21 protein-coding genes and 1 pseudogene are annotated in these 26,293 nt (G+C 68.4%); 11 read left to right on the top strand and 11 right to left on the bottom strand.

Features of this window, described 5'->3' with window-relative positions:
* The 6 genes from U4Y91_RS16130 to U4Y91_RS16105 form a co-directional block, all read left to right on the top strand.
* Nucleotides 1-472 (top strand): alpha-E domain-containing protein (locus tag U4Y91_RS16130; RefSeq protein WP_321805851.1); only part of this gene is annotated, 472 nt, incomplete at its 5' end.
* Between the two features lie 8 nt (nucleotides 473-480).
* Nucleotides 481-1,455 (top strand): transglutaminase family protein, encoded by a 975-nt coding sequence (locus tag U4Y91_RS16125; protein WP_321805850.1) that lies wholly within the window; start codon nucleotides 481-483, stop codon nucleotides 1,453-1,455.
* A gap of 93 nt (nucleotides 1,456-1,548) precedes the next feature.
* Nucleotides 1,549-4,983 carry a transglutaminase family protein gene (locus tag U4Y91_RS16120; RefSeq protein WP_321805849.1) on the top strand — a complete coding sequence of 1,145 codons (3,435 nt, stop codon included), beginning with the start codon at nucleotides 1,549-1,551 and terminating at the stop codon, nucleotides 4,981-4,983.
* 212 nt (nucleotides 4,984-5,195) lie between these two features.
* Nucleotides 5,196-7,802 carry a circularly permuted type 2 ATP-grasp protein gene (locus tag U4Y91_RS16115; protein ID WP_321805866.1) on the top strand — a complete coding sequence of 869 codons (2,607 nt, stop codon included), beginning with the start codon at nucleotides 5,196-5,198 and terminating at the stop codon, nucleotides 7,800-7,802.
* Nucleotides 7,796-8,872 (top strand): transglutaminase family protein, encoded by a 1,077-nt coding sequence (locus U4Y91_RS16110; RefSeq protein ID WP_321805848.1) that lies wholly within the window; start codon nucleotides 7,796-7,798, stop codon nucleotides 8,870-8,872. The genes U4Y91_RS16115 and U4Y91_RS16110 overlap by 7 nt, the downstream gene beginning before the upstream one ends.
* 172 nt (nucleotides 8,873-9,044) lie before the next feature.
* Nucleotides 9,045-9,317, top strand: coding sequence for a hypothetical protein (locus U4Y91_RS16105; RefSeq protein WP_089469567.1), 273 nt, complete (start codon nucleotides 9,045-9,047; stop codon nucleotides 9,315-9,317).
* 81 nt (nucleotides 9,318-9,398) lie between these two features.
* Here the strand turns inward: U4Y91_RS16105 and pip are convergent, their stop codons facing one another.
* Entirely contained in the window at nucleotides 9,399-10,331 is a 933-nt protein-coding gene (gene pip / locus U4Y91_RS16100; RefSeq protein WP_321805847.1) for a prolyl aminopeptidase, read from the bottom strand.
* Between the two features lie 353 nt (nucleotides 10,332-10,684).
* Between pip and U4Y91_RS16095 the strand changes: the two genes are divergently transcribed.
* Nucleotides 10,685-11,836: an acyltransferase gene (locus U4Y91_RS16095; protein WP_321805846.1), complete on the top strand. Its 1,152-nt coding sequence runs from the start codon at nucleotides 10,685-10,687 to the stop codon at nucleotides 11,834-11,836.
* Between the two features lie 28 nt (nucleotides 11,837-11,864).
* On the opposite strand, the pseudogene U4Y91_RS16090 reads toward U4Y91_RS16095, so the two are convergent.
* Nucleotides 11,865-12,194: pseudogene (locus U4Y91_RS16090) on the bottom strand (multidrug ABC transporter ATPase); the annotation flags it as partial.
* 87 nt (nucleotides 12,195-12,281) lie between these two features.
* On the opposite strand from U4Y91_RS16090, the gene U4Y91_RS16085 reads away from it, so the two are divergent.
* The gene (locus U4Y91_RS16085; RefSeq protein WP_321805845.1) at nucleotides 12,282-12,806 is read left to right on the top strand and encodes a lipocalin-like domain-containing protein; all 525 of its coding nucleotides are present in this window, start codon (nucleotides 12,282-12,284) and stop codon (nucleotides 12,804-12,806) included.
* 341 nt (nucleotides 12,807-13,147) lie between these two features.
* Here the strand turns inward: U4Y91_RS16085 and U4Y91_RS16080 are convergent, their stop codons facing one another.
* From U4Y91_RS16080 to U4Y91_RS16050, 7 genes are read right to left on the bottom strand one after another with little or no spacing between them, the layout of a single operon-like run.
* Nucleotides 13,148-14,212 carry a 2-aminoethylphosphonate aminotransferase gene (locus U4Y91_RS16080; protein ID WP_321805844.1) on the bottom strand — a complete coding sequence of 355 codons (1,065 nt, stop codon included), beginning with the start codon at nucleotides 14,210-14,212 and terminating at the stop codon, nucleotides 13,148-13,150.
* The gene (aepY, locus tag U4Y91_RS16075) at nucleotides 14,212-15,408 is read right to left on the bottom strand and encodes a phosphonopyruvate decarboxylase (protein WP_321805843.1); all 1,197 of its coding nucleotides are present in this window, start codon (nucleotides 15,406-15,408) and stop codon (nucleotides 14,212-14,214) included. The genes U4Y91_RS16080 and aepY overlap by 1 nt, the downstream gene beginning before the upstream one ends.
* A complete protein-coding gene (gene aepX, locus U4Y91_RS16070; RefSeq protein ID WP_321805842.1) occupies nucleotides 15,405-17,090 on the bottom strand; it encodes a phosphoenolpyruvate mutase in 1,686 nt (561 codons plus the stop codon). Before aepX ends, aepY begins: the two co-directional genes overlap by 4 nt.
* A complete protein-coding gene (locus tag U4Y91_RS16065) occupies nucleotides 17,087-17,854 on the bottom strand; it encodes a phosphocholine cytidylyltransferase family protein (protein WP_321805841.1) in 768 nt (255 codons plus the stop codon). Before U4Y91_RS16065 ends, aepX begins: the two co-directional genes overlap by 4 nt.
* A gap of 36 nt (nucleotides 17,855-17,890) precedes the next feature.
* Nucleotides 17,891-18,892 (bottom strand): HpnL family protein, encoded by a 1,002-nt coding sequence (locus U4Y91_RS16060; protein WP_321805840.1) that lies wholly within the window; start codon nucleotides 18,890-18,892, stop codon nucleotides 17,891-17,893.
* Nucleotides 18,889-19,698 carry a 2OG-Fe(II) oxygenase gene (locus U4Y91_RS16055; protein WP_321805839.1) on the bottom strand — a complete coding sequence of 270 codons (810 nt, stop codon included), beginning with the start codon at nucleotides 19,696-19,698 and terminating at the stop codon, nucleotides 18,889-18,891. Before U4Y91_RS16055 ends, U4Y91_RS16060 begins: the two co-directional genes overlap by 4 nt.
* Nucleotides 19,695-20,375, bottom strand: coding sequence for a CDP-alcohol phosphatidyltransferase family protein (locus U4Y91_RS16050; RefSeq protein WP_321805838.1), 681 nt, complete (start codon nucleotides 20,373-20,375; stop codon nucleotides 19,695-19,697). Before U4Y91_RS16050 ends, U4Y91_RS16055 begins: the two co-directional genes overlap by 4 nt.
* A gap of 643 nt (nucleotides 20,376-21,018) precedes the next feature.
* Here U4Y91_RS16050 and U4Y91_RS16045 point away from each other — a divergent pair.
* Nucleotides 21,019-22,533 (top strand): acetyl-CoA hydrolase/transferase family protein, encoded by a 1,515-nt coding sequence (locus U4Y91_RS16045; RefSeq protein WP_321805837.1) that lies wholly within the window; start codon nucleotides 21,019-21,021, stop codon nucleotides 22,531-22,533.
* 37 nt (nucleotides 22,534-22,570) lie between these two features.
* Here the strand turns inward: U4Y91_RS16045 and U4Y91_RS16040 are convergent, their stop codons facing one another.
* Complete coding sequence (locus U4Y91_RS16040) at nucleotides 22,571-24,103, bottom strand: DHA2 family efflux MFS transporter permease subunit (protein ID WP_321805836.1); 1,533 nt, start codon at nucleotides 24,101-24,103, stop codon at nucleotides 22,571-22,573.
* A 134-nt stretch (nucleotides 24,104-24,237) separates the two neighbouring features.
* Between U4Y91_RS16040 and U4Y91_RS16035 the strand changes: the two genes are divergently transcribed.
* Together U4Y91_RS16035 and U4Y91_RS16030 are read left to right on the top strand one after the other, a co-directional pair.
* Entirely contained in the window at nucleotides 24,238-24,678 is a 441-nt protein-coding gene (locus tag U4Y91_RS16035; RefSeq protein WP_321805835.1) for a MarR family transcriptional regulator, read from the top strand.
* Between the two features lie 133 nt (nucleotides 24,679-24,811).
* Nucleotides 24,812-25,237, top strand: a complete 426-nt coding sequence (locus U4Y91_RS16030; protein ID WP_321805834.1) for a helix-turn-helix domain-containing protein — start codon at nucleotides 24,812-24,814, stop codon at nucleotides 25,235-25,237.
* Between the two features lie 87 nt (nucleotides 25,238-25,324).
* Here the strand turns inward: U4Y91_RS16030 and U4Y91_RS16025 are convergent, their stop codons facing one another.
* Nucleotides 25,325-26,203, bottom strand: coding sequence for a helix-hairpin-helix domain-containing protein (locus U4Y91_RS16025; protein ID WP_321805833.1), 879 nt, complete (start codon nucleotides 26,201-26,203; stop codon nucleotides 25,325-25,327).
* Between the last annotated feature and the right edge of the window lie 90 nt (nucleotides 26,204-26,293).

Here is a 26,293-nt window from a genome sequence, read left to right as displayed (position 1 = left end):
CTTCGATTTCGCGCAGATTGGCGCGTTCGTCGAGCGGGCCGACAACACCGCGCGGATCATCGACGTGAAATACCACCTGCTGCTGCCGTCGGTGTCGCACGTGGGCACGATCCTCGACAACTACCAGTGGGAGACGATCCTGCGCTGCGTGGCCGCGCACCGGTCGTATCGCTGGGTGTACGACGTGCAGTACAAGCCGATGAACATCGCCGACTACCTGATCCTGAACGGCCGCATGCCGCGCTCGCTGCGCTATTGCTACGGGCGCGTGGTGTCGAGCCTGAACCTGCTCGCGAAGGATTACGGCGTGACACACCCGTGTCACGACACGGCCACGAAGATTCTGCAGATGCTGTCCGATACCTCGGTCGAGCGGATCTTCAAGAGCGGCCTGCACGAGTTCCTGACCGACTTCATCGGCCGCAACAACAGCCTCGGGATCGATATCGCCCAGGCCTACAACTTCGACTGAGACTTGCCATGCGACTCGCCATCCGACACATCTCGCGTTATCAGTTCGACGATCAAGCCACCCACGCGCTGCAACGGCTGCGGCTGCGCCCGCAATCGGGGCCCGGGCAGACGGTGCGCGCGTGGCAGGTCACGATCGACGGCGTCGAGCCGACGCTTTCCTATGCGGACGGATTCGGCAACCGGATCGACCTCGTGCGCCACGACCGCGGCGCGAAGAACGAGGTCGTCGTGGTCGCGGCCGGCGTCGTCGAGACGCAGGACCGCGCGGGCATTCTCGGCAACCCCGAGGGCTATGCGCCGCCGTGGATCTTCGAGCGCGAGACCGCGCTCACGAAAGCCGGCGACACCGTGCGCGAGCTCGCGCAGGCGCTGCCGATCGAGCCGCACAGCCTCGATGCGCTGCACTGGCTGATGACGGAAGTGCACGACCGCATCGCATACGCGCCGAACCTGGCCGACGCGCCGGTCGATGCCGAAACCGTGCTGCAAAGCGGCGAGGGTACCAGCCGCGACCATGCGCACGCGTTCATCGCGGCCGCGCGCGCGCTGAAGGTGCCCGCGCGCTACATCTCGGGCTACGTGCTCGCCGACAGCGCGATGCAGCGCATCGCCGACGCGAAGCAGAGCGCGAGCGACGAGGATGCCGAGGAAGCGCTCGCGCTGCAGACGGGCGACGGCATGCAGCAGGTGCTCGGCGCATCGCATGCCGCACAGTCGCAGGGCTTGCCGCAGGCGGCACTCGCCGCGCAGCCGCAGTCCGTCGCGCTGATGCAGCAGCCGGCCGGTCATGCGTGGGCCGAGGCCTACGTCGAAGGGCTCGGCTGGGTCGGCTTCGATCCGTTCATGAACCGCTGCCCGGACGAGCGCTACGTGCGCATCGCCGTCGGCCTCGACTATCGCGACGCGCAACCGGTGACGGGGCTCGGCGCGAGCGCCGTCGGCATCGAGATCAGCGTCGTGCAGTCGCCCGAACTGGTCTGACGCACACCTTCTCCGAACCCGCCGTGCCGTGCCGCCGCAGCGACGGCGACGCGGCGCGCGCGGCCGGTCCAACCCGAACCGAGCGGCTCTCCCATGCCCATTCACGTCGCGCTGCATCACACCACCCGCTACCGCTACGACCGGCCCGTCAACCTCGGGCCGCAGGTCGTGCGGCTGCGGCCCGCGCCGCACTGCCGGACGCCGATCGTCGCGTATTCGATGACCGTCGAGCCCGCGCAGCACTTCATCAACTGGCAGCAGGACCCGTTCTCGAACTATCTCGCGCGGCTCGTGTTTCCGGAGCGCACCGAACACTTCGAGATCACGATCGACCTGGTTGCCGAGATGTCGGTGTACAACCCGTTCGACTTCTTTCTGGAAGCGAGCGCGGAGCAATACCCGTTCAGCTATGACGATGCGCTGAAGACCGAACTCGCGCCGTACCTCGTGTGCGATCCGCAGACGAGTGCGGCGCCGCTGTTCCGCGCGTATCTCGACGGCGTCGACCGCACGCCGGCCGGCACCGTGAACTTCCTCGTCGCGCTGAACCAGCAGCTGCAGCACGACATCGGCTATCTGGTGCGGATGGAGCCGGGCGTGCAGACGCCCGAGCAGACGCTCGAGCTCGCGTCCGGGTCGTGCCGCGACAGCGCGTGGCTGCTCGTGCAGCTGTGCCGGCATCTCGGCATCGCCGCGCGTTTCGTGTCCGGCTACCTGATCCAGCTCACGCCCGACGTGAAGGCGCTCGACGGCCCGAGCGGCACGTCGGTCGACTTCACCGACCTGCACGCGTGGTGCGAGGTCTACCTGCCGGGCGCGGGCTGGATCGGCTTCGATCCGACCTCGGGCCTGCTCGCCGGCGAAGGGCACATCCCGCTCGCATGCACGCCGCAGCCGACCAGCGCCGCGCCGGTGGAGGGGCTGATCGACGAATGCGAAGTGTCGTTCGAGCACGAGATGGTGGTGACGCGCGTGTACGAATCGCCGCGCGTGACGAAGCCGTATACCGAGCAGCAATGGGACGTCGTGCGCGCGCTCGGCGCGCAGGTCGACGGCGCGTTGACGGCCGGCGACGTGCGGCTGACGCAGGGCGGCGAGCCGACCTTCGTGTCGATCGACGATCGCGACGGCGCCGAGTGGAACACCGATGCGCTCGGCCCGACCAAGCGCGGCTATGCGACCGAACTCGTGCAGCGGCTGCGCGCCGAATACGGCGAAGGCGGCTTCCTGCATTTCGGGCAGGGCAAGTGGTATCCGGGCGAGCAGTTGCCGCGCTGGGCGCTGTCGATCTTCTGGCGCGCCGACGGCCAGCCCGTGTGGCACGACCCGTCGCTGTTCGCCGACGAGCGCGAGCCGTCCGCGTGCACGACCGAGGACGCGAAGCGCTTCATCGACGCACTGGCCGCGCGCCTCGGCCTGACCGACGAATTCGTGCGGTCCGGCTACGAGGATGTCTGGTACTACCTGTGGCGCGAGCGCCAGTTGCCCGTCAACGTCGATCCGTTCGACTCGCGACTCGACGACGAGCTCGAGCGCGCGCGGCTGCGCAAGGTGTTCGACCAGCAGCTCGACAGCGTGGTCGGCTACGTGCTGCCGATCAAGCGCGCGGACGATGTGCCGGGCCGCGATCGGCCAGGCCTCGACGGTCCGCGCTGGCAGACCGGCCCGTGGTTCTTCCGCGACGAACGGATGTACCTCGTGCCCGGCGATTCGCCGATGGGCTATCGGCTGCCGCTCGATTCGCTGCCGTGGGTCGCCGGTGCCGACTATCCGTACCTGGTCGAACGCGATCCGTTCGCGCCGCGCGATGCGCTGCCGGACGCGGCCGCGTTCCGTGCGCGTCATGCGGGTGCGGCCGACGCGCCGCGTTACCTGGCCGGCGTGCATCGCGAAGCGTCCGCGCAAACGGTCATGCAGTTGCGCAGCGACGGCAGCGCCGCCGGCGACCGGCACGCGCCTGCCGCGCAGGACCCGCAGCGCCACCCCGAGCGCTTCGAATCGGCCGCGTGGATCACGCGCACCGCGCTGTGCGCCGAAGTGCGCAACGGCATCCTGTACCTGTTCATGCCGCCGCTCGCCGCGCTCGAGGATTATCTCGACCTGCTCGCGGCGATCGAGCTGACCGCGCAGGCACTCGGCGTGAAGCTCGTGCTCGAAGGCTATCCGCCGCCGCGCGACGCGCGGCTCAAGCTGCTGCAGGTCACGCCCGATCCCGGCGTGATCGAGGTGAACATCCATCCGGCGAAGAGCTTCGACGAACTCGTCGGCCAGACCGAATTCCTGTACGACGCCGCGTGGCAGTCGCGGCTGTCCAGCGAGAAGTTCATGGTCGACGGCCGACACGTCGGCACGGGCGGCGGCAACCACTTCGTGCTCGGCGGCGCGACGCCGGCCGACAGCCCGTTCCTGCGCCGCCCGGACCTGCTCGCGAGCCTGATCGCCTACTGGCACAACCATCCGTCGCTGTCGTACCTGTTCTCGGGGCTGTTCATCGGGCCGACGAGCCAGGCGCCGCGCGTCGACGAGGCGCGCAACGACCAGCTCTACGAGCTCGACATCGCATTCGCGGAAATCCAGCGCAACAAGCTGCTGTTCGGGCAGGACATGCCGCCGTGGCTCGTCGACCGCGTGCTGCGCAACCTGCTGATCGACGTGACCGGCAACACGCACCGCAGCGAATTCTGCATCGACAAGCTGTATTCGCCGGATTCGTCGACCGGGCGGCTCGGCCTGCTCGAACTGCGCGCGTTCGAGATGCCGCCGCATGCGCGGATGAGCATCGTGCAGCAACTGCTCCTGCGCGCGCTGGTCGCGCGCTTCTGGGCCGCACCGTATACGACGCCGCTCACGCGCTGGGGCACCGCGCTGCACGATCGCTTCATGCTGCCCGCGTTCCTGCAGATGGATTTCGACGACGTGCTGGCCGAGCTGCGCGACGCCGGTTTCGCGTTCGATCCCGCGTGGTTCGCGCCGCATTTCGAATTCCGCTTCCCGCTGTTCGGCCAGATCGCGGTGAACGGGATGCAACTGTCGCTGCGCGGCGCGCTGGAGCCGTGGCACGTGATGGGCGAGGAGGGCGCGCCCGGCGGCACGGTGCGCTACGTCGATTCGTCGGTCGAACGGCTCGAAGTGCGTGTGACCGGGCTGAACGACAACCGCCACGTCGTGACCGTCAACGGCCGCGCGTTGCCGTTGCAGCCGACCGGTACCGTCGGCGAATACGTCGCGGGCGTGCGCTACAAGGCGTGGGCGCCGCCGTCGGCGCTGCATCCGACCATCGGCGTGCATGCGCCGCTCACGTTCGACATCGTCGATACGTGGCTGCAGCGCTCGCTGGGCGGCTGCCGGTATCACGTCGCGCACCCGGGCGGGCGCAACTACGCGACGTTCCCGGTCAACGCGTACGAAGCCGAGAGCCGCCGGCTCGCGCGCTTCGTCGCGATGGGGCACACGCCGGGGCGGATGGACGTGGCGGCCGCCGCGCCGAGCCGTGAATTCCCGTTCACGCTCGACCTGCGACGGCCCTGATCGTCGGATGAAAGGACGGACGACGATGCGCGGTTTCCGACCTCCCGGCGCGCCGGCCGGAGTGCTAGGATGCGGGCAGACTGCGGCCGCCCGCCGCGTCTGCCGTGCCCGGACGACGGTGCGGCGGCGCGCGGGCATCGCCGCCCCCTGACGACGGAACGATATCGACCGTGCCGCCCATTCACCCCGACGATCTCGCCGACGCCGACGCGATGCCCACGCTTTTCGATACCGGCGCGCAGCCGGACGCCGCGGAACTGGCCGCCGCGCTCGCGGCGCCGGCCGCGGCCGGCCGCTACGACGAACTGCGCGGCAGTGCCGCCGGCCTCACCGCGCCGCTGCTCGCCCCTGCATGGCGCAGCTTCTTCACGTCGATCGGCAGCGACGGCGTGGCCGACCTCGACCGCCGCGCCGACGCGCTGCAGCGCCGCATGCGCGAGAACGGCCTGTTCTACCAGCTCCACGAACAACGCGCGGGCGACGGCGCGGCCGGCCCGTGGTCGCTCGACCTGCTGCCGCTGATCGTCACGCCCGAGGACTGGGTCGCGATCGAGCGCGGCGTGCTGCAGCGCGTGCGGCTGCTGAACGCGACGATGGCCGATTTGTACGGACCGCAGACGATCCTGCAGCGCGGGCTGCTGCCGCCCGCGCTCGTGACCGGCCACCCGGGCTACCTGCGCGCGATGCGCGGCGCACGCGTGCCGGGCGACACGTGGCTGCACGTCGTCGCGTTCGATCTCGCGCGCGGCCCCGACGGCCAATGGCGGATCGTCGCGCAGCACACGCAGGGCCCGTCCGGCCTCGGCTATCTGCTCGAGAACCGGCTGATCGTGTCGCGGCTCTTTCCGCGCGGTTTCCGCGGACTGCGCGTGCAGCGGCTCGCTTCCGCATACCGGTCGCTGCTGCAGAGCATGCAGGCGCTCTGTCCCGCCAGAAAGAATTCGCGGATCGTGCTGCTGACGCCCGGGCCGCACAGCGCGACCTACTTCGAGCATGCGTATCTCGCGCGCTACCTCGGCCTCACCCTCGTCGAGGGCGGCGACCTGACCGCGCGCGACAACCGCGTCTTCCTGAAGACGCTGCGCGGGCTCGAACCCGTGCACGGGATCCTGCGGCGCGTCGACGACGCGTGGCTCGATCCGCTCGAACTGCGCCCCGATTCGATGCTCGGCGTGCCCGGCCTGCTGCAGGCCGTGCGGGCGGGCAACGTGCTGCTCGCGAATGCGCCGGGTTCGGGCTTCCTCGAGTCGCCGGGCATGCTCGGCTTCATGCCGCGCCTCGCGGAAGGGCTGCTCGGCGAAACGCTGACGCTGCCGGCCGTGCATTCGTGGTGGTGCGGCGAGGCGGCCGCGTGCGGCGACGCGCTGCCGCAGCTTGCGCGCAGCATCGTGAAGCCGTCGTATCCGCCCGAGGTGCAGGCTGGCGGCGCGTTCGACCCGGTGATCGGCGCGCGGCTCACGCCGGCGCAGCTGGCCGAATGGCGTGCGCGGATCCTGGCCCGGCCCGAGCATTACACGGTGCAGGCCGACCTGCCGTTGTCGCAGGCGCCGACCTGGCCGGGGCACGACGCGTCCGACGGTAGCGGCGGCGCGCGTATCGTGCCGAAGCCGCTGCTGCTGCGCGTGTTCGCGCTCGCCGACGGCGCGCAGCGCTGGCGGCTGCTGCCGGGCGGACTGTCGCGGGTCGGCACGCGCGATACGCTGTTCAACGCGCCGATGCCGCGCGGCGGCAGCACGGTCGATACGTGGGTGATGACCGAAGGCATCGTCGATTCGACGACGCTGCTGCAGACCCGTCTCGGCCCTGACGATCTGGTCGAGCGCCCGCGCGCGATCGCGAGCCGCGCGGCGGAGAACCTGTTCTGGCTCGGCCGCTATACCGAGCGCGCGACCAACCTGATGCGTCTCGCGCGCGCCGCGCTCGAACGGCTGCGCGGCGAGGACGACGTCGACAGTCCCGCGCATCTCGAGTTGATCGACACGTTGTGCCGCGACACCGGCCTGATCGCGCCCGACGCGCCGAACGCCGTCGATGCGCCGCGTGCGTTCCAGTACGCGCTCGCGACGTCGCTGACGCGCGGCGCGGACCGCACGTCGGGCGTCGCGTCCTGCCTGTTCGGGATGCGCGGTGCGGCTGCCGCGATCCGCGAACGGCTGTCGAGCGATCAGTGGCGGCTGATCGACGACGCGACGCAACTGTTCGCCGACAGCGCCGATCATCCGGAAGCCGAGGAGCAGATCGGCAACGAAGCGCTGCAGTTGCTGGAGCGCCTCGGGCTGCTGCTCGGCGCGATCACCGGCGCGCAAACCGACAACATGACGCGCGACGACGGCTGGCGGCTGTTGTCGATCGGGCGGCAGATCGACCGGCTGGACTTCCTGTGCAGCGTGCTGAAGTTCGCGTTCGACGAGGGCGCGGTGCACCGGCAGGACGGCTTCGAACTCGTGCTGGAGCTGTTCGACAGCACGATCACGTTCCGCTCGCGCTTCCAGCGCGGCTTCGACGTCGCGCCGCTGCTGTCGCTCGTCCTGCTCGACACCGACAATCCGCGCTCGCTCGGCTGGGTCGTGCAGGCGTTGCGCGGCCGGCTGACGAAGGTCGAGCGCAGCGAGGGCTATGCGCTGTCCGAACTCGCCGAGACGATTCCGGACGTGCCCGCGTGGTCGCTGCACGAACTGTGTGAAACCGGCGATGATGGTCGGCACGACACGCTGCTCGATGCGCTCGATACGACCGTGAAGGCCGTGTGGGATCTGTCGAACCGGATCGGCGAGCGGTATTTCAGCCACGTTCGCGAGGCGGGCAGGACGCTATGGTGACGCCGAAACACGCGGCGAAGACGCCGCCCGCGGCCGCCCCCGGCAGTGCGAAGGAGACAGCGGCGGCGGTCGTGCCTGCGGCCTCGAATGCATCGGCCACGTCGGCCACGTCGACGACGTCGGCCGGTCGTGTCCTGCGCGTCACGCACGACACCGAATATCGCTACGCGGCGCGCGTCGAATCGGCCCAGCACCAGGCGCGGCTGCAGCCGCTCGCGACGCCGCGCCAGCAGGTGCTGTCGTTCGCGCTCGACATCGAACCCGGACCGGAAGCGGTCGGCACCGAGATCGACGCGTTCGGCAACGCGCGCGCATCGTTCGCGCTGAACCAGCCTCACGATGCGCTGCTCGTGCGCAGCCGCAGCACGGTGCGCGTGAGCCCGCCCGTCTGGTCGCAGGGCGCACGCGGCGCGCCGCCGCCCGCGATCGCGCATCCCGACGCCGAGCACGCAACCGCATGGGAAGCTGTGCGCGACCGCCTGCGGTTTCGCGCGGGGCAGCCGTACGACGCGGCGAGCGAGTTCGTGTTCGCGTCGCCGCATGTGGCGTGCGATCCCGAACTGGCTGCGTATGCAGCTGCCAGCTTCACGCCGCAGCGGCCGCTCGTGCAGGCCGCGTGGGACCTGATGCGGCGGATTCACGCCGACTTCGCGTATACGCCGAACAGCACCGACATCACGACGACGGCGCTCGATGCATTGCGATTGCGCAAGGGCGTCTGCCAGGATTTCGCGCACGTGATGATCGGCGCGCTGCGCTCGCTCGGGCTCGCCGCGCGCTACGTGAGCGGGTATCTGCTGACGCAGCCGCCGCCCGGGCAGCCGCGGCTGATCGGTGCGGACGCATCGCATGCATGGGTCGACGTGTACGACCCGGCGTGGCCCGAAGACGGCGGCTGGCTGCAGCTCGATCCGACCAACGACCGCGCGCCGGGCGACGACTACGTGATGCTGTCGATCGGCCGCGACTACGCGGACGTGACGCCGCTGCGCGGCGTGATTCGCGGCGGCGGCGCGGATCAGGAGCTGAAGGTCGGTGTGACGGTCGAGCCGCTCGATGAGGCGCTCTAAGGCCTGATGCGCCGGTCGCCGGACGTTTAAGTCGTCGTTAATACTGCCCGCCTAGCATGGTGTTGCCGGCGAACGGATCGGACCCGATCCGGCGCCGGCGGCACGCACGGGTGCGTCGACGTCACGGCGCCGCGCCGTCGGGCGTCGCCATTCCCTTGCAACGGCGGCAGACATGATCAAGAACTTCGACTACACGCTCGGCAACGAGACGATCGAGCTTTGCGCGAGCTTCGGCGCGGGCCCGGCGTTCCGCCGCGTGCTCGTGAGCCGTGCGGATTCGATGGAAACGCTCGTGGTGCTCGATGCACGCGGCCTGTCGGGCCTGCTGAAGGTCGCGACCGAGGAGCCGGAAGGGCTGCTCGACGATGCAATCCGCAAGGTTGGCGATGAACAACTCGTCGAGCGGGCGATCAGCGGCCGCACGATCGTCGAAGCGGCGCTCTGAGCGGGGCGGCGCGTGCCGGCCGGCATGGCCGGCTGCCGCGCGCCGCGTGGTGTTGCGCGGTATGTGCAGCGTTGCTTGCGCTTACACCGCGAACCGGTCCGTCGCCGCGAGCAGCGCCTTCAGGATGCCTGGTTCGTTGTATGCGTGTCCGGCATCCGGCACGATCTCGAACCTCGCGTCGGGCCATGCCTTCGCGAGATCCCACGCGGTGCGCGCGGGCGTCGCGATATCGTAGCGGCCTTGCACGATCACGCCCGGAATCCCGGCGAGGCGATGCGCGTCGTGCAGCAACTGGCCTTCGTCGACGAACCCGCGATTCACGAAGTAGTGGTTTTCGATCCGCGCGAACGCGAGCGCGTAGTGGCCGTCCGCGAAGTGCGCGGCCAGCGCCGGGTCGGGCAGCAGCGTGATCGTGCGGCCTTCCCAGAGGCTCCATGCGCGCGCGGCTTCGAGCTTCGCGGCTTCGTCGTCGCCCGTCAGCCGGCGATGGTATGCGGCCATCAGGTCATCGCGCTCGGCTTCCGGAATCGGCGCGAGGAATTCTTCCCACAGGTCCGGGAACAGCCACGACGCGCCTTCCTGGTAGTACCACAGCAACTCCGCGCGGCGCATCGTGAAGATGCCGCGCACGACGAGTGCGCTGACGCGTTGCGGATGCGTCTCCGCGTAGGCGAGGGCGAGCGCGCTGCCCCATGAGCCGCCGAACACGAGCCACTGTTGCGCGCCGACCATCTCGCGCAACCGCTCGATGTCGGCCACCAGGTCCCAGGTCGTGTTGTTGTCGAGGCTCGCATGCGGTGTGGAGCGCCCGCAGCCGCGCTGGTCGAACAGCAGGATGTCGTAGCGCTCGGGATCGAACAGGCGGCGATGGTCGGGGCTGCAGCCCGCGCCCGGGCCGCCGTGCAGGAACACCGCGGGCTTGCCGGACGGGTTGCCGCAGCGTTCCCAGTAGATGCGGTGGCCGTCGCCGGTGTCGAGGTGGCCGTGGGCGTAGGGTTCGATCGGTGGGTACACAGGCAGGCTCCGGGTGAGGGTCGGCAGGGCGGCGGACGAGGCACGGGCCGGTGGGCGATCGGAATACGGCAGCGCCGGTATCGCGGATATTGCGGCGCCGCAGATTCGTTGTGTCGGCATCGGCCCGGCGGCCGCCGGGCAAGGCTTGTCATTATGCCCATTCATTCCGGCCGCTGCGTGCGATGGCGATGCCGGTTGCACGGCGCGGCATTGCAGCCGGCATGCCCGGCGGAATTTTTTGAGCAATTTCGTTCCGATATTTTTCAGACAAAATCCCGGCGGCATATCGGCGCACCGATCGCGGGCGCCGGCCTTCATTCCGTTCCTCCACCGTGCCAACGGGAAACGAACCGATGAACCATCGCGTCAAGCAGCTGACCGGGTTGCGCGCCGTCGCGGTCACGATGGTCGTCGTCGGCCATGCGGAACACGTGCTGCCGGGCGGCTACACCGGCTGGCTCGCGCCGCTGCGGCTGATCGCCGACGGCCGGCTCGGCGTGCTGATCTTCTTCGTCCTCAGCGGCTTCCTGATCACCAACGTGCTGCGTGCGGAGTTCGCGCGCACCGGCGGGATCGCGCTGACGTCGTTCTACGTGCGCCGCGCGCTGCGGATCTGGCCGGCGTGCTACGTGTATCTCGCGACCGTCGGCGTGCTCGCCGCCGTCGGCTGGCTCGACGTCGAGCGCCGCCAGTGGCTGTATGCGGCGCTGCATCTGTGGAATTACTCGGCATGGTTCGGGCTGAGCGGCGACAACGTGCTGCATCCGGACGGCGCGTGGTATCTCGGCCATTTCTGGTCACTCGCGCTCGAGGAGCAGTTCTACTGGTGCTGGCCGCTGCTGTTCGTGTTTGGCGCCCGCCGTCGCGGCTCGCGCTGGCTGGCCGCGCTGATCCTGGCCGTGCCGCTGGTGCGCGCGCTCACGTATTTCGTCGCGCCGGCGCTGCGCGGGCAGCTTGGGATGATGCTGCATACGGGCGTCGATCCGATCCTGATCGGCTGCTACGCGGCGCTCGAGCGCGAACGGCTCGAGGCATGGATCGGCTCGTGGCGCGGCGAGACGCGCATCGTGACGGCGCTCGTCTTCATCATGCTGTTCGGGATGCCGCTTGCCGAACATCGGCTCGGCGGCTTCTGGAATGCGACCTACGGCGTGACGCTCGAGGCCGCGCTGATCGCGATCGTGATCGTCGTGCTGAATTTCCGCAGCGAGTTCTGGTGCGCGCGCTGGCTGCGGGCCGCGCCGGTCGTGTTCGTCGGCACGATCTCGTTCAGCCTGTATCTGTGGCAGCAGCCGTTCGCGAATCCGGGCCTGGCGGTTGCGCATGCGTTTCCGCTCGGCATCGTGTGGGCGCTGCTGGCCGCGATGGCGAGTTATTTCCTCGTCGAGATGCCGTTCCTGCGGCTGAAGGATCGCTATACGGCGCGCGAGGCGCGACGCATGCGCGACGATGCGCTGCGGATGCCGGCGCCGCCCGACGCGATCGGGCCGAAGGTGGTGGAGTAGGCGGGTGGGGTGGTGATTCGCTCCGGCCTTACTTGAAGCGCTTCATTGCGGCGGGCGAGTACCAGAAGTTCCGGAACATGTCGATGCCGTACGACTTGCCGTCGTAGTGGACGATCGTGCGCGTCGTGCGCTTGCCCGTATCCGAGTAATCACCGTTCTTGCGCTGCGTCTCCGTGATGTGCGCCGTGATCGACAGGTTGGCGAAGCCGTGGCTCGATGCTTTCTCGACGGCGATCGTCATGCGGGCCTCTTCGCTGCGCGCATCGCCGATGCCGGGGCCGCAGGCTTCGCCTTCGACGCCGACCCATCCGTAGAGGTTGGTGCCGAACACCGGGCGGATACGGCCGCCTTCGCGCATTCCGGGCGGCGGCGATTGCCTCCGCCTTTCCTTGCTTGCGTTCTATATTTGTCGTTATGGGTCAGTTTGCGAGAGGAGAGAGGGACCATGAATCGTATCCACATCGTCACCGCTGCTTCGCGATGGGTGCTTCTGGGGCTCGCGATGCAATCGGGCGTTGCGTTGAGTCAACAGCAGCAGGACAAGTCATTGGACCAGCAACTCGCCGGCGCATGGACGTATGTCTCGGTCGACACCGTCCGCCCGGATGGAAGCCGCACACCCATGTACGGATCTAATCCGCGCGGTCTGGTGATTTTTGATGGCCATGGTCACTACGCGCTGGTGAATTCGCGCAGCGACTTACCCAAGTATGTGTCGAACGACCGAATGAAAGGTAGTGCAGAGGAATATCGCGCCGTGGTGCAAGGTTCGATCGCACATTTTGGTACGTACGTCGTAAACGAAGCAGACAGAACCATTACCTTTCACATAGAAGCAAGCACGTTTCCAAACTGGAACGGTGTCGAGCAACGCAGGCCGTTTGTCCTCTCGGGAGACGAGCTCAGATGGACCACGCCCTCAGCCTCCGGGGGAGGCTCGGGTGAGGTCGTGCTGAGGCGAGCCAAATGACTTCGAGTACAGGCCGAGTGTGTGGCGTCACCACCGCGGAATGACAGGACGCGGGATTGAACGGGCCTGCTTTGGCAGGTTGCGTCGATGCCGGCAAACAAAGCGATCGGTCGGAAAGATCGATATCAAGATGAAACCGATCCGGCGCTCGACCGGGCACCGGCTCGCAACTGCGCCCAACGTACGGTTTTCGTCGGGGCAATGACGGCAGTGGTTCGCCAACAGTCGCTCGCATGTGCCCGCGGCCGGCCAAATGTCACCTGCACTGTCGCGTCTTTTCCCGAACCTCGCAAACAACAAAAAAGGCCCTTGCGGGCCTCTCGTCGCCAAAGCGTTCAGCGTTACTGCGTCAGCGCCGTAAAACCCTCCAGCAACCGCTCGACATCAGCCGCTTGAATCGCGCCCATCGTCGAGATCCGGAACAGTTCCTTCGACAACCCGCCTTGCCCCGCGTAGATCACGAAGCCACGCGCCTTCAGCCCGTCGTGCAGCGTCTCGTACGTGACGCCTTGCGGCAGCCGGTACGCACGCAGCACGACCGACGACGCGCCTTCCGGCAGCACGAGCGGCATCCCGCGCGCCGCGAGCCCGGCCTGCGCCTGATCGGCGAGCGCCTTGTAGTGCGCATGCCGCGCACGCCAGCCGCCGGCCTCATCGAACTCGCGCAGCGCCTCGACGAGCGCGTAATACGCGTGCACGGACGGCGTGAACGGCGTATTCCGCTGATCCTGCAGCTTCGCGAGCCGGCCGAGATCAAGGTAATACGTGCGGCTCGCCGCCTTCGCGAGCGCGCTGCGGCGCACGATCACGAACGCGGCACCCGGCACGCCGTGCAGGCACTTGTTCGCGGTCGCGGCGACCGCGTCGATCACGCCGCCGGCGAAGTCGATCGCTTCGGCGCCGAAGCTGCTGACGCCGTCGACGAGCATCTTCACGCCGCGCGCGCGGCACACGTCGGCGATCGCGCCGAGGTCGTTCAGCCGGCCGGTCGTCGTTTCGTGATGAATCACCGCGACGTGCGAATAACCGCCTGCGTCGAGACGCGCGGCGATCTGCGCGAGATCGGGCGCCTGCATCCATTCGTGCTTCAGCACCTCGTGTGCGATCCCGTACTGCGTCGCGATCTGCGTGATGCGCTCGCCGTACACGCCGTTCTCGATCACGAGCAGCTTGCCGTCCTGCGGCACGAGCGCCGCGATCATGCTTTCGACGGCGGCGGTGCCCGAGCCCGTCATCAGCACGGCGGCCCATTCGGCCGGATCGAGCGCGTATGCGGCGACGAGGCGCGCACGCGCTTCATCCTGCAGATCGAAGAATTCGCTTTCGCGATGGCACAGGTCGGGTTGCAGCAGGCTGCGGCGCACGCGTTCGGTCAGCGTTACCGGGCCGGGGTTCAGCAGCAGCATCAGTGAGCTCCTTCGGCATGGGCATCAGCCTGTGCGGCGCCGATATGCCGCATCAGGCGGGTCTTGACCTCGACCGGCGTGACGGTCGGGCGGGGCAGGCCGTCGGGCACGCCCGTGCGGATCGCCACGCGCACGAACTGTGCACCGGATGGCCGGACCCCATCGGCCCGCGCGCCGAGTGCCGCATCGAGCACGTCGAGCGTGTCGCCTTCGACGGCCGACGCATAGCCGCATGCGGCCGCGACACCCGCGAACGACACATGCTGCGACACGGTCGCCTGGCCGCCCGTCGATTCGTGCGCGCCGTTGTCGAGCAGCACGTGCGTGAGGTTGGCCGGGCCGTAGGTGCCAAGCGTCGCGAACACGCCCATGCGCATCAGCGCGGCGCCGTCGCCGTCGACGGCCACCACGCGCAGGTCGGGGCGCGCGAGCGCGAGACCCAGCGCGAGCGGCGTCACGCAGCCCATCGAGCCGACCATGTACAGCTGGTTCGGGCGGTCGTCGATCGCATAGAGCTCGCGGCCGCAGAAGCCGGTCGACGCGAGCACGACGGTCGAATCGACCGGCGTGTGCGCGATCACGCGCTGCAGCGCGTCGTGGCGGGTCGGCCACGCGGCGGGCGCTTCCGCGCGCGCTGCCGACCGTGCGGCGACATGCGCACGCGGCGCTGCCGCCGGGTTCGCCTTCAGCTCATACGGCGCGACGCTGCCTTTCTGCATCACGAGCGCGTACGGGCGGCCCGTCGCGTCCATGTGCGCGATCGCGCGGTCGAGCGCCGGGCCGACCTGTTCGGGGTCGGTCGGGAACGTCTCCCACGGGATCTCCATCGTGTCGAGCATCGCGGGCGTGATCGGCCCCATCAGCGCGTGCTGCGGCTCGTCGGCGACGCCCGGCTGGCCGCGCCACGTGACGATCAGCAGCTGCGGCAGCCGGAACGTCCAGGTCAGCGATGTGAGCGGGCTCACCGCGTTGCCGAGCCCCGAGTTCTGCATCATCGCGATCCCGCGCTTGCCGCCGAGCGTGGCGCCCGCGATCAGCGCGACCGCGTCGCCTTCGTTCGCGGCCGACACGTAGTTCAGCGTCGGGTCCTGCAGCACGTAGTTGATGAACGGCGTCAGGTACGAGCAAGGCACGCCCGCGTACCAGTCGAAGCCGCGTTCGCGCGCGGCCTCGACGAACTGGGCCGCTTCGATCATTGCGCGCTCCCGTTGCCGGTGCCCGGCTCGGACAGCGGCGTCTGGCCGTGCGCGAAGTCGCCCGCGCGGCGGAAGTCTTCGAGATCGTTGACGCCACGCCAGTGGCCGTGCACGTACTGCACCTCGATCTTCTCGCCGGCGGCGATCAGCTCGTTGAGCAGCGACGGGATGTCGAGCGTGTCGAAATCGGGGCGTGCCTGCAGCGTCGCGAGCATCGCCTTCAGGCGCTCGACGCCCGCGCCGCGCACGTTCAGGAGACCGATCCAGCGGCCGTGCGGCGTGCCTGCGGCGACGTCGCTCGATACGCGTTGCAGATACGTCTTCTGGCCGAACAGGCCGCGATCGTCCGCCGCCGAGCACAGCGCGAAATCGCGCACGCTCTGGTTGGTTTCCGTCAGCGACGAATCGACCACCACGCTGAACTCGGCCTCGCTTTCCGCGAGGTCGCGCACGATGTAGCTGCGGAACAGCAGGTCGCCGTACGAGATCACGGTGTCGCCGGTCAGGCGTTCGGCCGCACATGCGAGCGACGCGAGTTCGCCCGTCTGCGCATGGCGTTCGTTGACCACGAGCTTGATGCCCGACGTGTCGATCGCGTCGGCGCGATAGCCGCCAACCACGGTGATGTCGTTCACGCCGTGCGTCTTGAAGCCGTCGACGAGCCAGCGCAGCAGCGGCTTGCCGGCGACCGGCAGCATGACCTTCGGCTTGTCTTCGGTGACGGCTTCGAGGCCCTTGCCGCGGCTCGCGGCGAGCACGATCGCGGCGTTCGACGCGCGTGACGACGACGACAGGTAGATACGCTCGGCGGCCGAGTACTCGTCGGCGTCCTGCAGGCGGAAGATCTCGTTGACCGATGCAACGCGGTCCTCGACGTTGATCAGCGTTTCGCTCTCGTGGATCTCGCGCGCGGTCGCCTGCATCGCGGATGCCGACGCGCGGATCAGGTGGTTCGCCCAGATCACGGTGCTGATGCCGGCCTGGCGGAACACGTCGGTCGGCGTGCTGTAGTACTTGGTCGGCACGATCACGAGCGGCGCCTTGCCGCTCCATTCGCGCGCGAACTGCAGGATCTCGTCCGGGCGCGACAGCTTGCTGTGGATCAGGATTGCGTCGGCGCCGGCTTCCGCGTACGCGTTCGCGCGACGCAGCGCCTCGTCCATCCCCCAGCCTGCGATCAGCGCTTCGACACGCGCGACGATCGAGAAGTCGGGATCGGTCTGCGAATCCTTGCCGGCCTTGATCTTGCCGCAGAACTCGTCGATTTCCGCGAGCGGCTGGCGCTCGCCGCCGATGAAGCTGTTCGTCTTCGGGAACTGCTTGTCCTCGATGCACACGCCGGCGATGCCGCGCTGCTCGAGCTTCTTCACGAGGCGGCGCACGTTGTTGAAGTTGCCGTAGCCGGTGTCGCCGTCGAGCAGGATCGGCAGGTCGCTCGCGTCGGCCATGAACTCGAGCACGTCGACGACCTGTGTCCAGCTCGCTTCGTTGTTGTCACGCACGCCGAACTGCGCGGAGATCGCGAGGCCCGACGCCCAGATCCCCTTGAAGCCCGCTTCGCGGACGATGCGCGCGGACAGGCCGTTGTGCGCTTCCATCAGGAATTCGAGTTCGCTGCTGACGAGCATGCGGCGCAGGCGTGCGCTGCGCGATTCGGAGAAGTTGGGTTCGCGTGCGTTCATCGTGCGGCTCCTGCGGTCGTGCGTTGAATCAGGGGGAGAATCTCTTGCGTCGCGCGTGCGACGTCGTTCGGGAAGTCGATTTCGATCCACGGCGAACCCGTGACGTCGGCGACGTCGAACGCGTGGCCGCCTTCGAGCAGCAGGTCGCGCACGGCTTCCTCGTGCGGCATGTTCGCGCGGCCGCTGTCGACGTAGCCCGCGACGATTTTCGCGAGGCGGCGCGCGGTGCCTTCGGTGAAGCGGAAGAAGCCGACCGACTCGCCGATCGTGTCGTAGTCGAGGTCGACCGCGAGCTGCTTGCGCAGCTCGACCGGCACGCCGTTCTTCAGGCACAGCTTGACGGGTTCGTCGCCGGCCTCGAAGTCGCGATCGATCAGCAGGCGGTCGACCGACTTGTCGGCATCGGCGACCAGCGCGTGCAGGATGTTCTCGTCGTACAGCACGTCGGCGTCCATCAGCAGCACGTCGCCGCCGCGCGTCATCGCCTCGGCGACGGTATGCACGGTCAGCACGCTGCCGAGGTCGTAGCGCTCGTTGATCACGATCTCGGCGGTGCGGCCGAGGCGCTTCAGTTCCTGCTCGACCTTCTCGTGCTGAAAGCCGAGCCCGAGCACGATTTCATCGACGCCCGCGGCGTCGAGCACACGCAGATGGCGCTCGAGCAGCGACACGTCGTCGAAGCGCAGCAGGCACTTCGGGAATTGCGCCTCGGGCGGTTGTTGCAGGCGCAAGCCGAGGCCTGCCGCAAGAATGATGGCTCGCATGGGTTCTCCAACCAAAAAGCCGGCGGATCTGAACGATCAGTCGGCGATGGGCTGCGGCGCACGGCGCCGCTGCCAGTTTCTTTCACTGAAATGCAGATAGAGCAGGCCGGGCAGGCCGAGCGCGAGTTCGCGCGCGCGCTTCGCGAGCGACAGCGCGAGCGCCGCGTCGGGCGGCAGGCCGACCAGCGGGGCGAGCAGCAGGTAACCGCCTTCCTGTGCACCGAGCGAGCCGGGGATCGCGAATGCCGCGCCGCGAATCGCCTGGCCGACGCTCTCGAGCAGCAGCGCGTCGAGCCAGCTGACCGGGTGCCCGAGGAAGTGCAGCGCGAGCCACACTTCGGCGGTGCCGACGATCCAGCCGACGAGGCTCAATCCGAAGGTCTTCGCGACCTTCGCGCGATCGCGGTACAGCGCGCCGACCGCGTCGTCGATCGCGTCCGCGCGGGTCGCGAGCGACGACCAGTCGCGCGGGCCGAGCAGCTTCGACGCGAGACGCAGCCCGCGGCCGAACAGCCCGCGCCGCTGCGCCGCGTAGAACGCGACGGCCAGCGCGCCGAGCACGCCGGTGGCGATCAGCGCCGGGGTGCGCAGGTGAGCGACCGACTCGTGCGTCGCATACACGCTGAACGTGGCGATGCCGATCAGCGCGAACGCCATCTGCGCGAGCGCCTGCATCGTCGTGCTGACGGTGACCGCGGCGGCCGCGTCGGCCATCCGCGTGCCGCGCTGCGCGAGGTGGCGCACCATCAGCACCGGGCCGCCGATCTGCCCGGCGGGCAGCAGGCTGTTCACCGATTCGCCGACCCAGCGCGCGCGCAGCGCGTTGCCGAGCTCGGCGCCCGGCTGGCCGCGACGGAACATCACGGAGATCGCGAACGCGTCGATCACGAGCGGCACGACGTGGAACGCCGCGACGAGCGCGAGGCCCCAGCCGGCCGCGAGGAACGTCGAGGCGACCGCGCCGACGCCCTGCCACGCGAGCAGGGCGACGAACAGTGCCGTTCCGAGGGACAGCAGGAGCAGGCCGGCGCGTGTCATGACCCGCTCGACCGTCGCGTGGCCAGCTGCTTGAACACCTGGCGGAAACCGAAATACGCGATCGCGTCCTTCATGTTCGAGATGAAGCGCTTCCACGGCCGCATGCCGGGGTTGGTCACGTATTCGAAAGTGAGCGACACGCGCGTCTCGTTCTGGCCGAGCGGCGTGATGCGATGGCGCAGCTTGTCGCCGTCGAACAGCACGATGCCGCCGTCGGCGATCTGCACGGAACCCGGCTCGTCGGGCACGTCAGGATTGCGCGTATGCAGTTCGTAGTCGAGCCGGCACGACGACTCGTCGATCACGCCGATCAGCAGCGTGTAGCGGCGGCCGTCGTAGTACGACGTGTCGTAGTGCCAGCCGATGTGGTCGCCCGGCTTCGTGTAGTAGTACAGCGCGTACGCATGCGGATCGTCGTCCGGCGACAGCATCAGCTTGTCGCCGGTGACCTTCTCGAGGAAGGCGATCAGCGCCTTCGAGCGGTACAGCTCCGCGATGTACGGCGCCTGCTCGTCGATCGTGTGCCGGCTCACGCTGCCGCCCTGCTTGTGGCCGGGCAGGTAATTGCGGTTCAGGCCGGCCTGCATCGCGCGGGCGGCGGCCGCGAGCTTCGCGTGCGCGTCGGCCGGCAGGAATGCGTCGAGGTACAGGAACGACCCCTGGCGCGTGTAGTCGCCGCGCAGGCGGTCGAGGTCGAGACGGCCGACGCAGTCGGCCACGGTGCGATCGGGATCGGCCGCTGCCGCGCGCGCAGGCGCGGGGCGTGCCGGGCTCAGCACGGAGTCGTCGCGCGTGCTAGGAGTCATTTGGAAACCTGGATTTCGGTAGGGTTCTGCGGGAGATTGCCGCGGCGGACGATGCGCCACCAGTCGATCACGACCCACGCGGCGAACAGCGGGGCGCCGATCGATGCCGCGAGCAGGAACGGCTGGACGCCGTCGACGAGCGTCACGATCGGCAGCAGGTAGAGCACGTCTTCCGTCTCGAAGCCGCCGGCGAACGCCTGCTTGGTGCCGGCCTTGCCGGCGATCGATTCGATCCGCATGCGCAGGAAGAAGATCAGCGCGACGGCCGCGCCGGCCACCGCGCCGAGCAGCACCGGCGACGCGGCCATCTGGCCGCCCTGGGCGACGATGCCGAGGCCCATGCTGACGAACAGCGCGACCGTCACGAGCGCGTCGGCCGCGAGGTCGTAAAAGTGACCGATCTTGCTGGACTTGCCGCTGATGCGCGCGAGTTCGCCGTCGGTGTGGTCGACGAAGTTCGACAGCACGATCAGGAATGCCCCCGCGTTGCTCCAGCCGAAGCCGCCTTGCGCGAGGCACCAGGCACCGGCGAGGCCGATCAGCAGACGAAGGGTAGTGAGGTGATTCGGGGTGACAGGCGTGTCGATCAGCGGGCGTACGAGCGAGCGCGCGAGCCGCGCATCCCAGGTGCGTGGCAGGGGCGGTTCGGAACGTGTGGCGGTTTTTCTTTGGTCCATCGGCGAAATATATACGGAATTGTAATTTGTTGCTTTTTATTCGATCAATGTCCTGACATACGGGAGTGTTACCGCGTATTCCGGACATCGGCCGGTTGCAAACCGGATGCGCGAAACGGCGTTCGCACAGGCGGGCCTTACCTGCTCCAGTGTGGTTCGCATCGCGCGGCTGTCAAGGGCGGACGGGCCTTGCGCGCGGGCTCGGCGGCGATCCGCGCGCGTCGACGCGTTGATGTGCATCAGGCCCGCAAAAGCTGCGTCGGGCGACAATCGGCCGCGGCGATCGCCGATCGGCCGTTGCATGCGGATTCCCCGCGTATACGCTGTCAATCCGGAAAGATGTCGATCGATTGGCGTTAAGCAGTTTGTAATCCGTGCGCGGCAAATTGGCGGTTCGCTTTCGCGCACCTTTCGAGTGCATTCGACGCGCTTCCGGCTCCCTGTCACAGAACGGCCGTTCGATACCCGGCGCATTCGGCAAGTATCTTTTGCATTCAACGGACATTTCGCGGCGATGGCCTCTGCGATACTCCGACCGTGCCCGTGGTGCCGGGCCGCCCCTCGCGGCCCCAAGGGCTTCGCGTCGCCCAGGAGACACCCCCCGCGACGTCAACGACAGACCAAAAGCGTCAGATATACAGCCATGTCTTCTTCACGCATCCTCGCTCCCGCCCTGCGTTCGCTCGTCCGCACCGCCGACGAAGCCGCCGCGCTGATCCGTCCCGGCATGACCGTCGCCATGAGCGGCTTCACCGGTTCCGGCTATCCGAAAGCCGTGCCCGCCGCGCTCGCCGCCCACATCGACGCGGCCCACGCGCGCGGCGAGGACTTCCGGATCAACGTGCTGACCGGCGCATCGACCGCGCCGGAACTCGACGGCGCGCTCGCCCGCACCAACGGCATCTCGATGCGCCTGCCGTACCAGTCCGACCCGACGCTGCGCGACAAGATCAACAACGGCGAAGTCGACTACCAGGACGTCCACCTGAGCCACGTCGCGCAATACGCATGGTTCGGGCTGTACGGCGACCTCGACGTCGCGATCGTCGAAGTCGCGGGTATCCGCGAGGACGGGCTGCTGATTCCGTCCGCGTCGATCGGCAACAACAAGACGTGGCTCGAGCAGGCGAAGCACGTGATCCTCGAAGTGAATTCGCGCCAGCCGCTCGGCCTCGACGGGATGCACGACGTCTATTACGGCACCGCGCTGCCGCCGCACCGCAAGCCGATTCCGCTGACGAAAAGCGACGACCGGATCGGCGAGCCGTACCTGCGCTGCCCGGCCGAGAAGATCGTCGCGATCGTCGAGACCGATGCGCCGGACCGCAGCAACGCATTCTCCGCGCCGGACGCCACGTCGAAGCAGATCGCGCTGCAACTGATCGACTTCCTGCGCCACGAGGTGAAGCGCGGCCGCCTGCCGGAAAACCTGCTGCCGCTGCAGTCGGGCGTCGGCAACATCACGAACGCGGTGCTCGCGGAACTCAGCTCGGCCGGTTTCTCGAACCTGACCGCGTACACCGAAGTGATCCAGGACGGCATGCTCGACCTGCTCGACGACGGGACGTTGAGCTTCGCATCGGCCACGGCGCTGTCGCTGAGCCCGGCCGCGGTGCAGCGCTTCGCGGACGAGATCGCGACGTTCCGCGAAAAGATCCTGCTGCGCCCGCAGGAGATCAGCAACCATCCGGAACTCGTGCGCCGCCTCGGCTGCATCGCGATGAACGGGATGATCGAGGCCGACATCTACGGCAACGTGAACTCGACGCACGTGATGGGCACGAAGATCCAGAACGGCATCGGCGGCTCGGGCGACTTCGCGCGCAACGGCTACCTGTCGTGCTTCATGTCGGCGAGTACCGCGAAGGGTGGTGCGATCTCGCGGATCGTGCCGATGGCGAGCCACGTCGACCATACCGAGCACGACGTCGCGGTGGTCGTCACCGAGCAGGGGCTCGCCGACCTGCGCGGCCTGTCGCCGAAGCAGCGCGCGCGCAAGATCATCGCGACCTGCGCGCATCCCGACTACCGGCCGATGCTCGAGGACTACTTCGAGCGCGCGTCGCGCGAGAGCTTCGGCAAGCACACGCCGCACCTGCTCGCCGAGGCGCTGTCGTGGCACGAGCGCTACGTGCGCACCGGGACGATGAAGGTCTGACGTGTCGGCCTGCGACGGGCGAGCGCCCGTCGCATCGTCAATCCATCGCCGCATGCGCGACGTCGACACTCGCCGTTTTCTGCGGCGGGCGGATCAGCAGCAACAGCGGGATCATCAGCAGCGTCGCGACGAACATCAGCTTGAAGTCGTTCAGGTACGCGATCATCGCGGCCTGCTGGTTGATCGTGCGGTCGAGCAGTGCGATGTCGACGTGGCTGCCGGCCATCGCCTGCACGGCCGGGTCGAACGGCGTGATGTGGGTCGCGAGGTCGGCATGCGCGACCTGCGTGTTGCGCGTCATCAGCGTCTGGACGATCGAGATGCCGATACTGCTGCCGATGTTGCGCATCAGGCTGTAGGTGGCCGTGCCGTCCGCGCGCAGCTCGGGCTGCAGCGTCGAGAACGACAGCGCGCTCAGCGGCACGAACACGAGCCCCAGGCCGAAGCCCTGGACCACGCCGGGCCACACGATGTCCGCCTCGGACAGCACGATCGTGTACTGCATCATCTGCCACAGCGCGAGCGCGGAAATCGCCAGCCCGGCGAGCAGCAGCGCCCGCGCGTCCACGTATTTCAGCAATCGTCCGACGAACAGCATCGCGATCATCGTGCCCGCGCCGCTCGGCGCGGTGACGAGTCCCGTCGTCGCGACGGGATAGCCCATCAGGTTCTGCAGCATCGGCGGCAGCAGCGCGCGCGTCGCGTACAGCACCGCGCCGACGACGAAGATGAACAGCGTGCCGGTCGCGAAGTTCGGGTCGCGCAGCAGCTCGGACTTGAAGAACGACGCGCGGCCGGCGGTCGCGGTATGCACGAGGAAGAACGCGAAGCTCAACGCCGCGACGAGCGCCTCGATGCGGATTTCGTACGAACCGAACCAGTCGAGCTGTTCGCCGCGGTCGAGCATCGCCTGGAGCGCGCCGATCGCGAGCGCGAGCGTCGCGAAGCCGAACGCGTCGAATTTCACGTGCGCGCGCGGCGCACGCGCGGGCAGGAAAGTCAGCACGCCCGCCAGTGCGAATGCGCCGATCGGCACGTTGATGAAGAACACCCAGCGCCAGTTGTAGCTGTCGGTGAGCCAGCCGCCGAGCGTCGGGCCGAGGATCGGGCCGACCATCACGCCCATCCCCCAGATCGCCATCGCCTGGCCCTGTTTCTCGCGCGGGTTGATGTCGAGCAGGATCGACTGCGACAGCGGCACCAGCGCGGCGCCGAACACGCCCTGCAGCAGCCGCGCGCCGACGATCTGCACGAGCGACTCGGACAGCCCGCACAGCGCGGACGCGATCGTGAAGCCCGCGATCGAGATCGTCAGCAGCCGTTTCATGCTGAGCCGGTCGGACAGCCAGCCGGTCAGCGGCGTCGCGATCGCCGCGGCGACGATGTAGGAGGTCAGCACCCAGGTGATTTCGTCCTGCGACGCGGACAGCGTGCCCTGCATGTGCGGCAGCGCGACGTTCGCGATCGTGCTGTCGAGCGTCTGGATCAGCGTCGCGAGCATGATCGACAGGGTCAGCATCGGCCGATTGGGGGCGGGCGGCGAGGCGGGGGCGTCGGCGGCGGGATTCAAGCGGGTGTCTCCGTGGGGCGGTCGCTGTGGGCGGCGATCCGGTATCACTCGAATTATAAGCATGCTTATTATAGTTGTGCTCATCGCTTGGTCCGGGCCGCAGGTCATTCGCGGCGTGCCCCTATAATCGCCGCATGGACAAGAGTTACGAGAACCGGATCGGCTACCTGATCACCGACGTGGCCCGCCTGCAAGGACGCCTGTTCGACCGGCGCGCGAAGCGCATCGGGCTGACGCGCGCGCAAAGCCGCGTGCTTGCGTACCTGACGTGGAAGGGCGAGATGAATCAGGCGCGGCTCGCGGAATGGCTCGAGATCACGCCGATCTCGCTGACGCGGCTGCTCGACCGGATGGAAGGCTGCGGGTGGATCGAACGCATCGCGAACGACGACGATCGCCGCGCGTTCGTGATCCGGCTGACCGACAAGTCGCGCGAGATCTTTCCGCAGATGCTGGAAGTCGGCGACACCGTCACCGACGACGGGCTGCGCGGCTTCACGCGCGACGAGCGCGACACGCTCGTGCGCCTGCTCGGGCGCGTGCGCCACAACCTGATCGACAGCGGCGGCGAATGACGCGGGCGCGGGCTCGGCGCCGCTGAATCGGCCGGCAGCAGCGGGGCGGCTGCGGCAACGGCGGGGCGGTCCGGGCTTGTGTCGGAGGCGTCGGGCGGCTATCTTGCAACCTCAAGTTCACTTGAGATCAAGCATGAGCCGTCTGGACATCGCCGATGTCGCGCGCCGCTCGGGATTGCCCGCGTCGACGCTGCGCTACTACGAGGAAAAGGGATTGATCGTGCCGACCGGCCGTCACGGGCTGCGGCGCCAGTACGACGAATCGGTGCTCGAGCGCCTGGCGCTGATCGCGCTCGGCCGTGAGGCCGGCTTTTCGCTGGACGACATCGTCGCGATGTTCGGCGCGGACGGCCGGCTCGCGATCGACCGGGCGAAACTCGACGACAAGGCAGACGAGCTCGACCGTACGATCCGGCGTCTCGGCGCAGTGCGCGATGCATTGCGGCATGCGGCCGTGTGCCCGGCGCCGAGCCATCTCGAGTGTCCGTCGTTCCGCAAGCTGCTGCGCATCGCCGCGCATCGTCATCCGGTGCGCCGCACGAAGAACGACGGCGCGTAAGCGGTCAAGCGGTCCGGTTTGCCGGAACGGCGCGCGCGGGCCGGCGGCGGGGCGGCCGTACCGCGGCGGCCAGCGCCCCTGCGCGGATCATCCCGCGTAATACACACGACACTCCATCTCGCGTCCGCGCACGATGCGCTTGCCGACAAGCGAGCCGAGCGTTTCGGTGACGACCGTCCTCTGGTATTCGCATTGCAGCGCATCGTAGAAGTAGAGCGCGACCCAGTCGGCGGTGCGGGTGGACTCCTGCGGGCGAACCGGATACGGGCACAGCACGGTGAAATGCCAGCCGCCTTTCGTCATGTGCATCACGGGCGGCTGAACGCTCAGGTCCGCGTTCAGCCGACGCGACACGAGCGTGGGCAGGATGCCGGCAGCGGCCTTGTTGCGGTACAGGCGGTCGATATACAGCAGCAGCTCGACCGGCGGCTCGGTGCCGAGATCGGCGTTGCGCGTGTGGCCTTGCCAGCGCCGGCGCCGGGTCAGCACGTCGTCGAGCGCCGCGCGGATGCCGGCCGCGCGGCGCGGGCCGACGCCCGCGATCGCTTCGAGCTGGCCGCTGCGGGCCGCGCGTTCGAGATCCTCGAGCGTATCGATGTGCAATTGGTCGTGAATCCGCAGCGCGAGCGCGTGGCCGATGCCCGGCACGGCTTCGAATGCGGACGCGCGCTCCGCGTCGCCGCGCAGCCGGTCGAGCTGGCGCCAGCGTCCGGTCACCAGCAGTTCGGCGATCGCCTGGGCGACGCCCGTGCCGATCTCCGGCAGTGCACCGAGCGAATCGACGCCGCCCGCGTCGAACCGGGTGCGGATGCCGTCTTCGAGCGAGGCGATCGTGTCGGCCGACGCGCGGTAGGCGGCAACCCGATAAGGATTCGCCCCCTGGTCGGCAAGCAACTGCGCGGCTTCGCGCAGGCAGGCCGCGATTTGCCGGTTTTCCTCGTGTGTCTGGCCGATGGTCGTTTGCATGTGCGGAGCCCGGAGATGTGCAAACGGAATGGACACGGCGGGTAACGCGCCGGTCCACCTTTTATTTCAACATATTGTCAGCGCGGCCGA

The organism is Burkholderia sp. BCC1993, from assembly GCF_905339865.1.
In the GTDB taxonomy this organism is placed as follows: domain Bacteria; phylum Pseudomonadota; class Gammaproteobacteria; order Burkholderiales; family Burkholderiaceae; genus Burkholderia.
The sequence above is the reverse complement of the archived record's forward strand: the minus strand, read 5'-3'. Positions and strand labels throughout refer to the sequence as shown.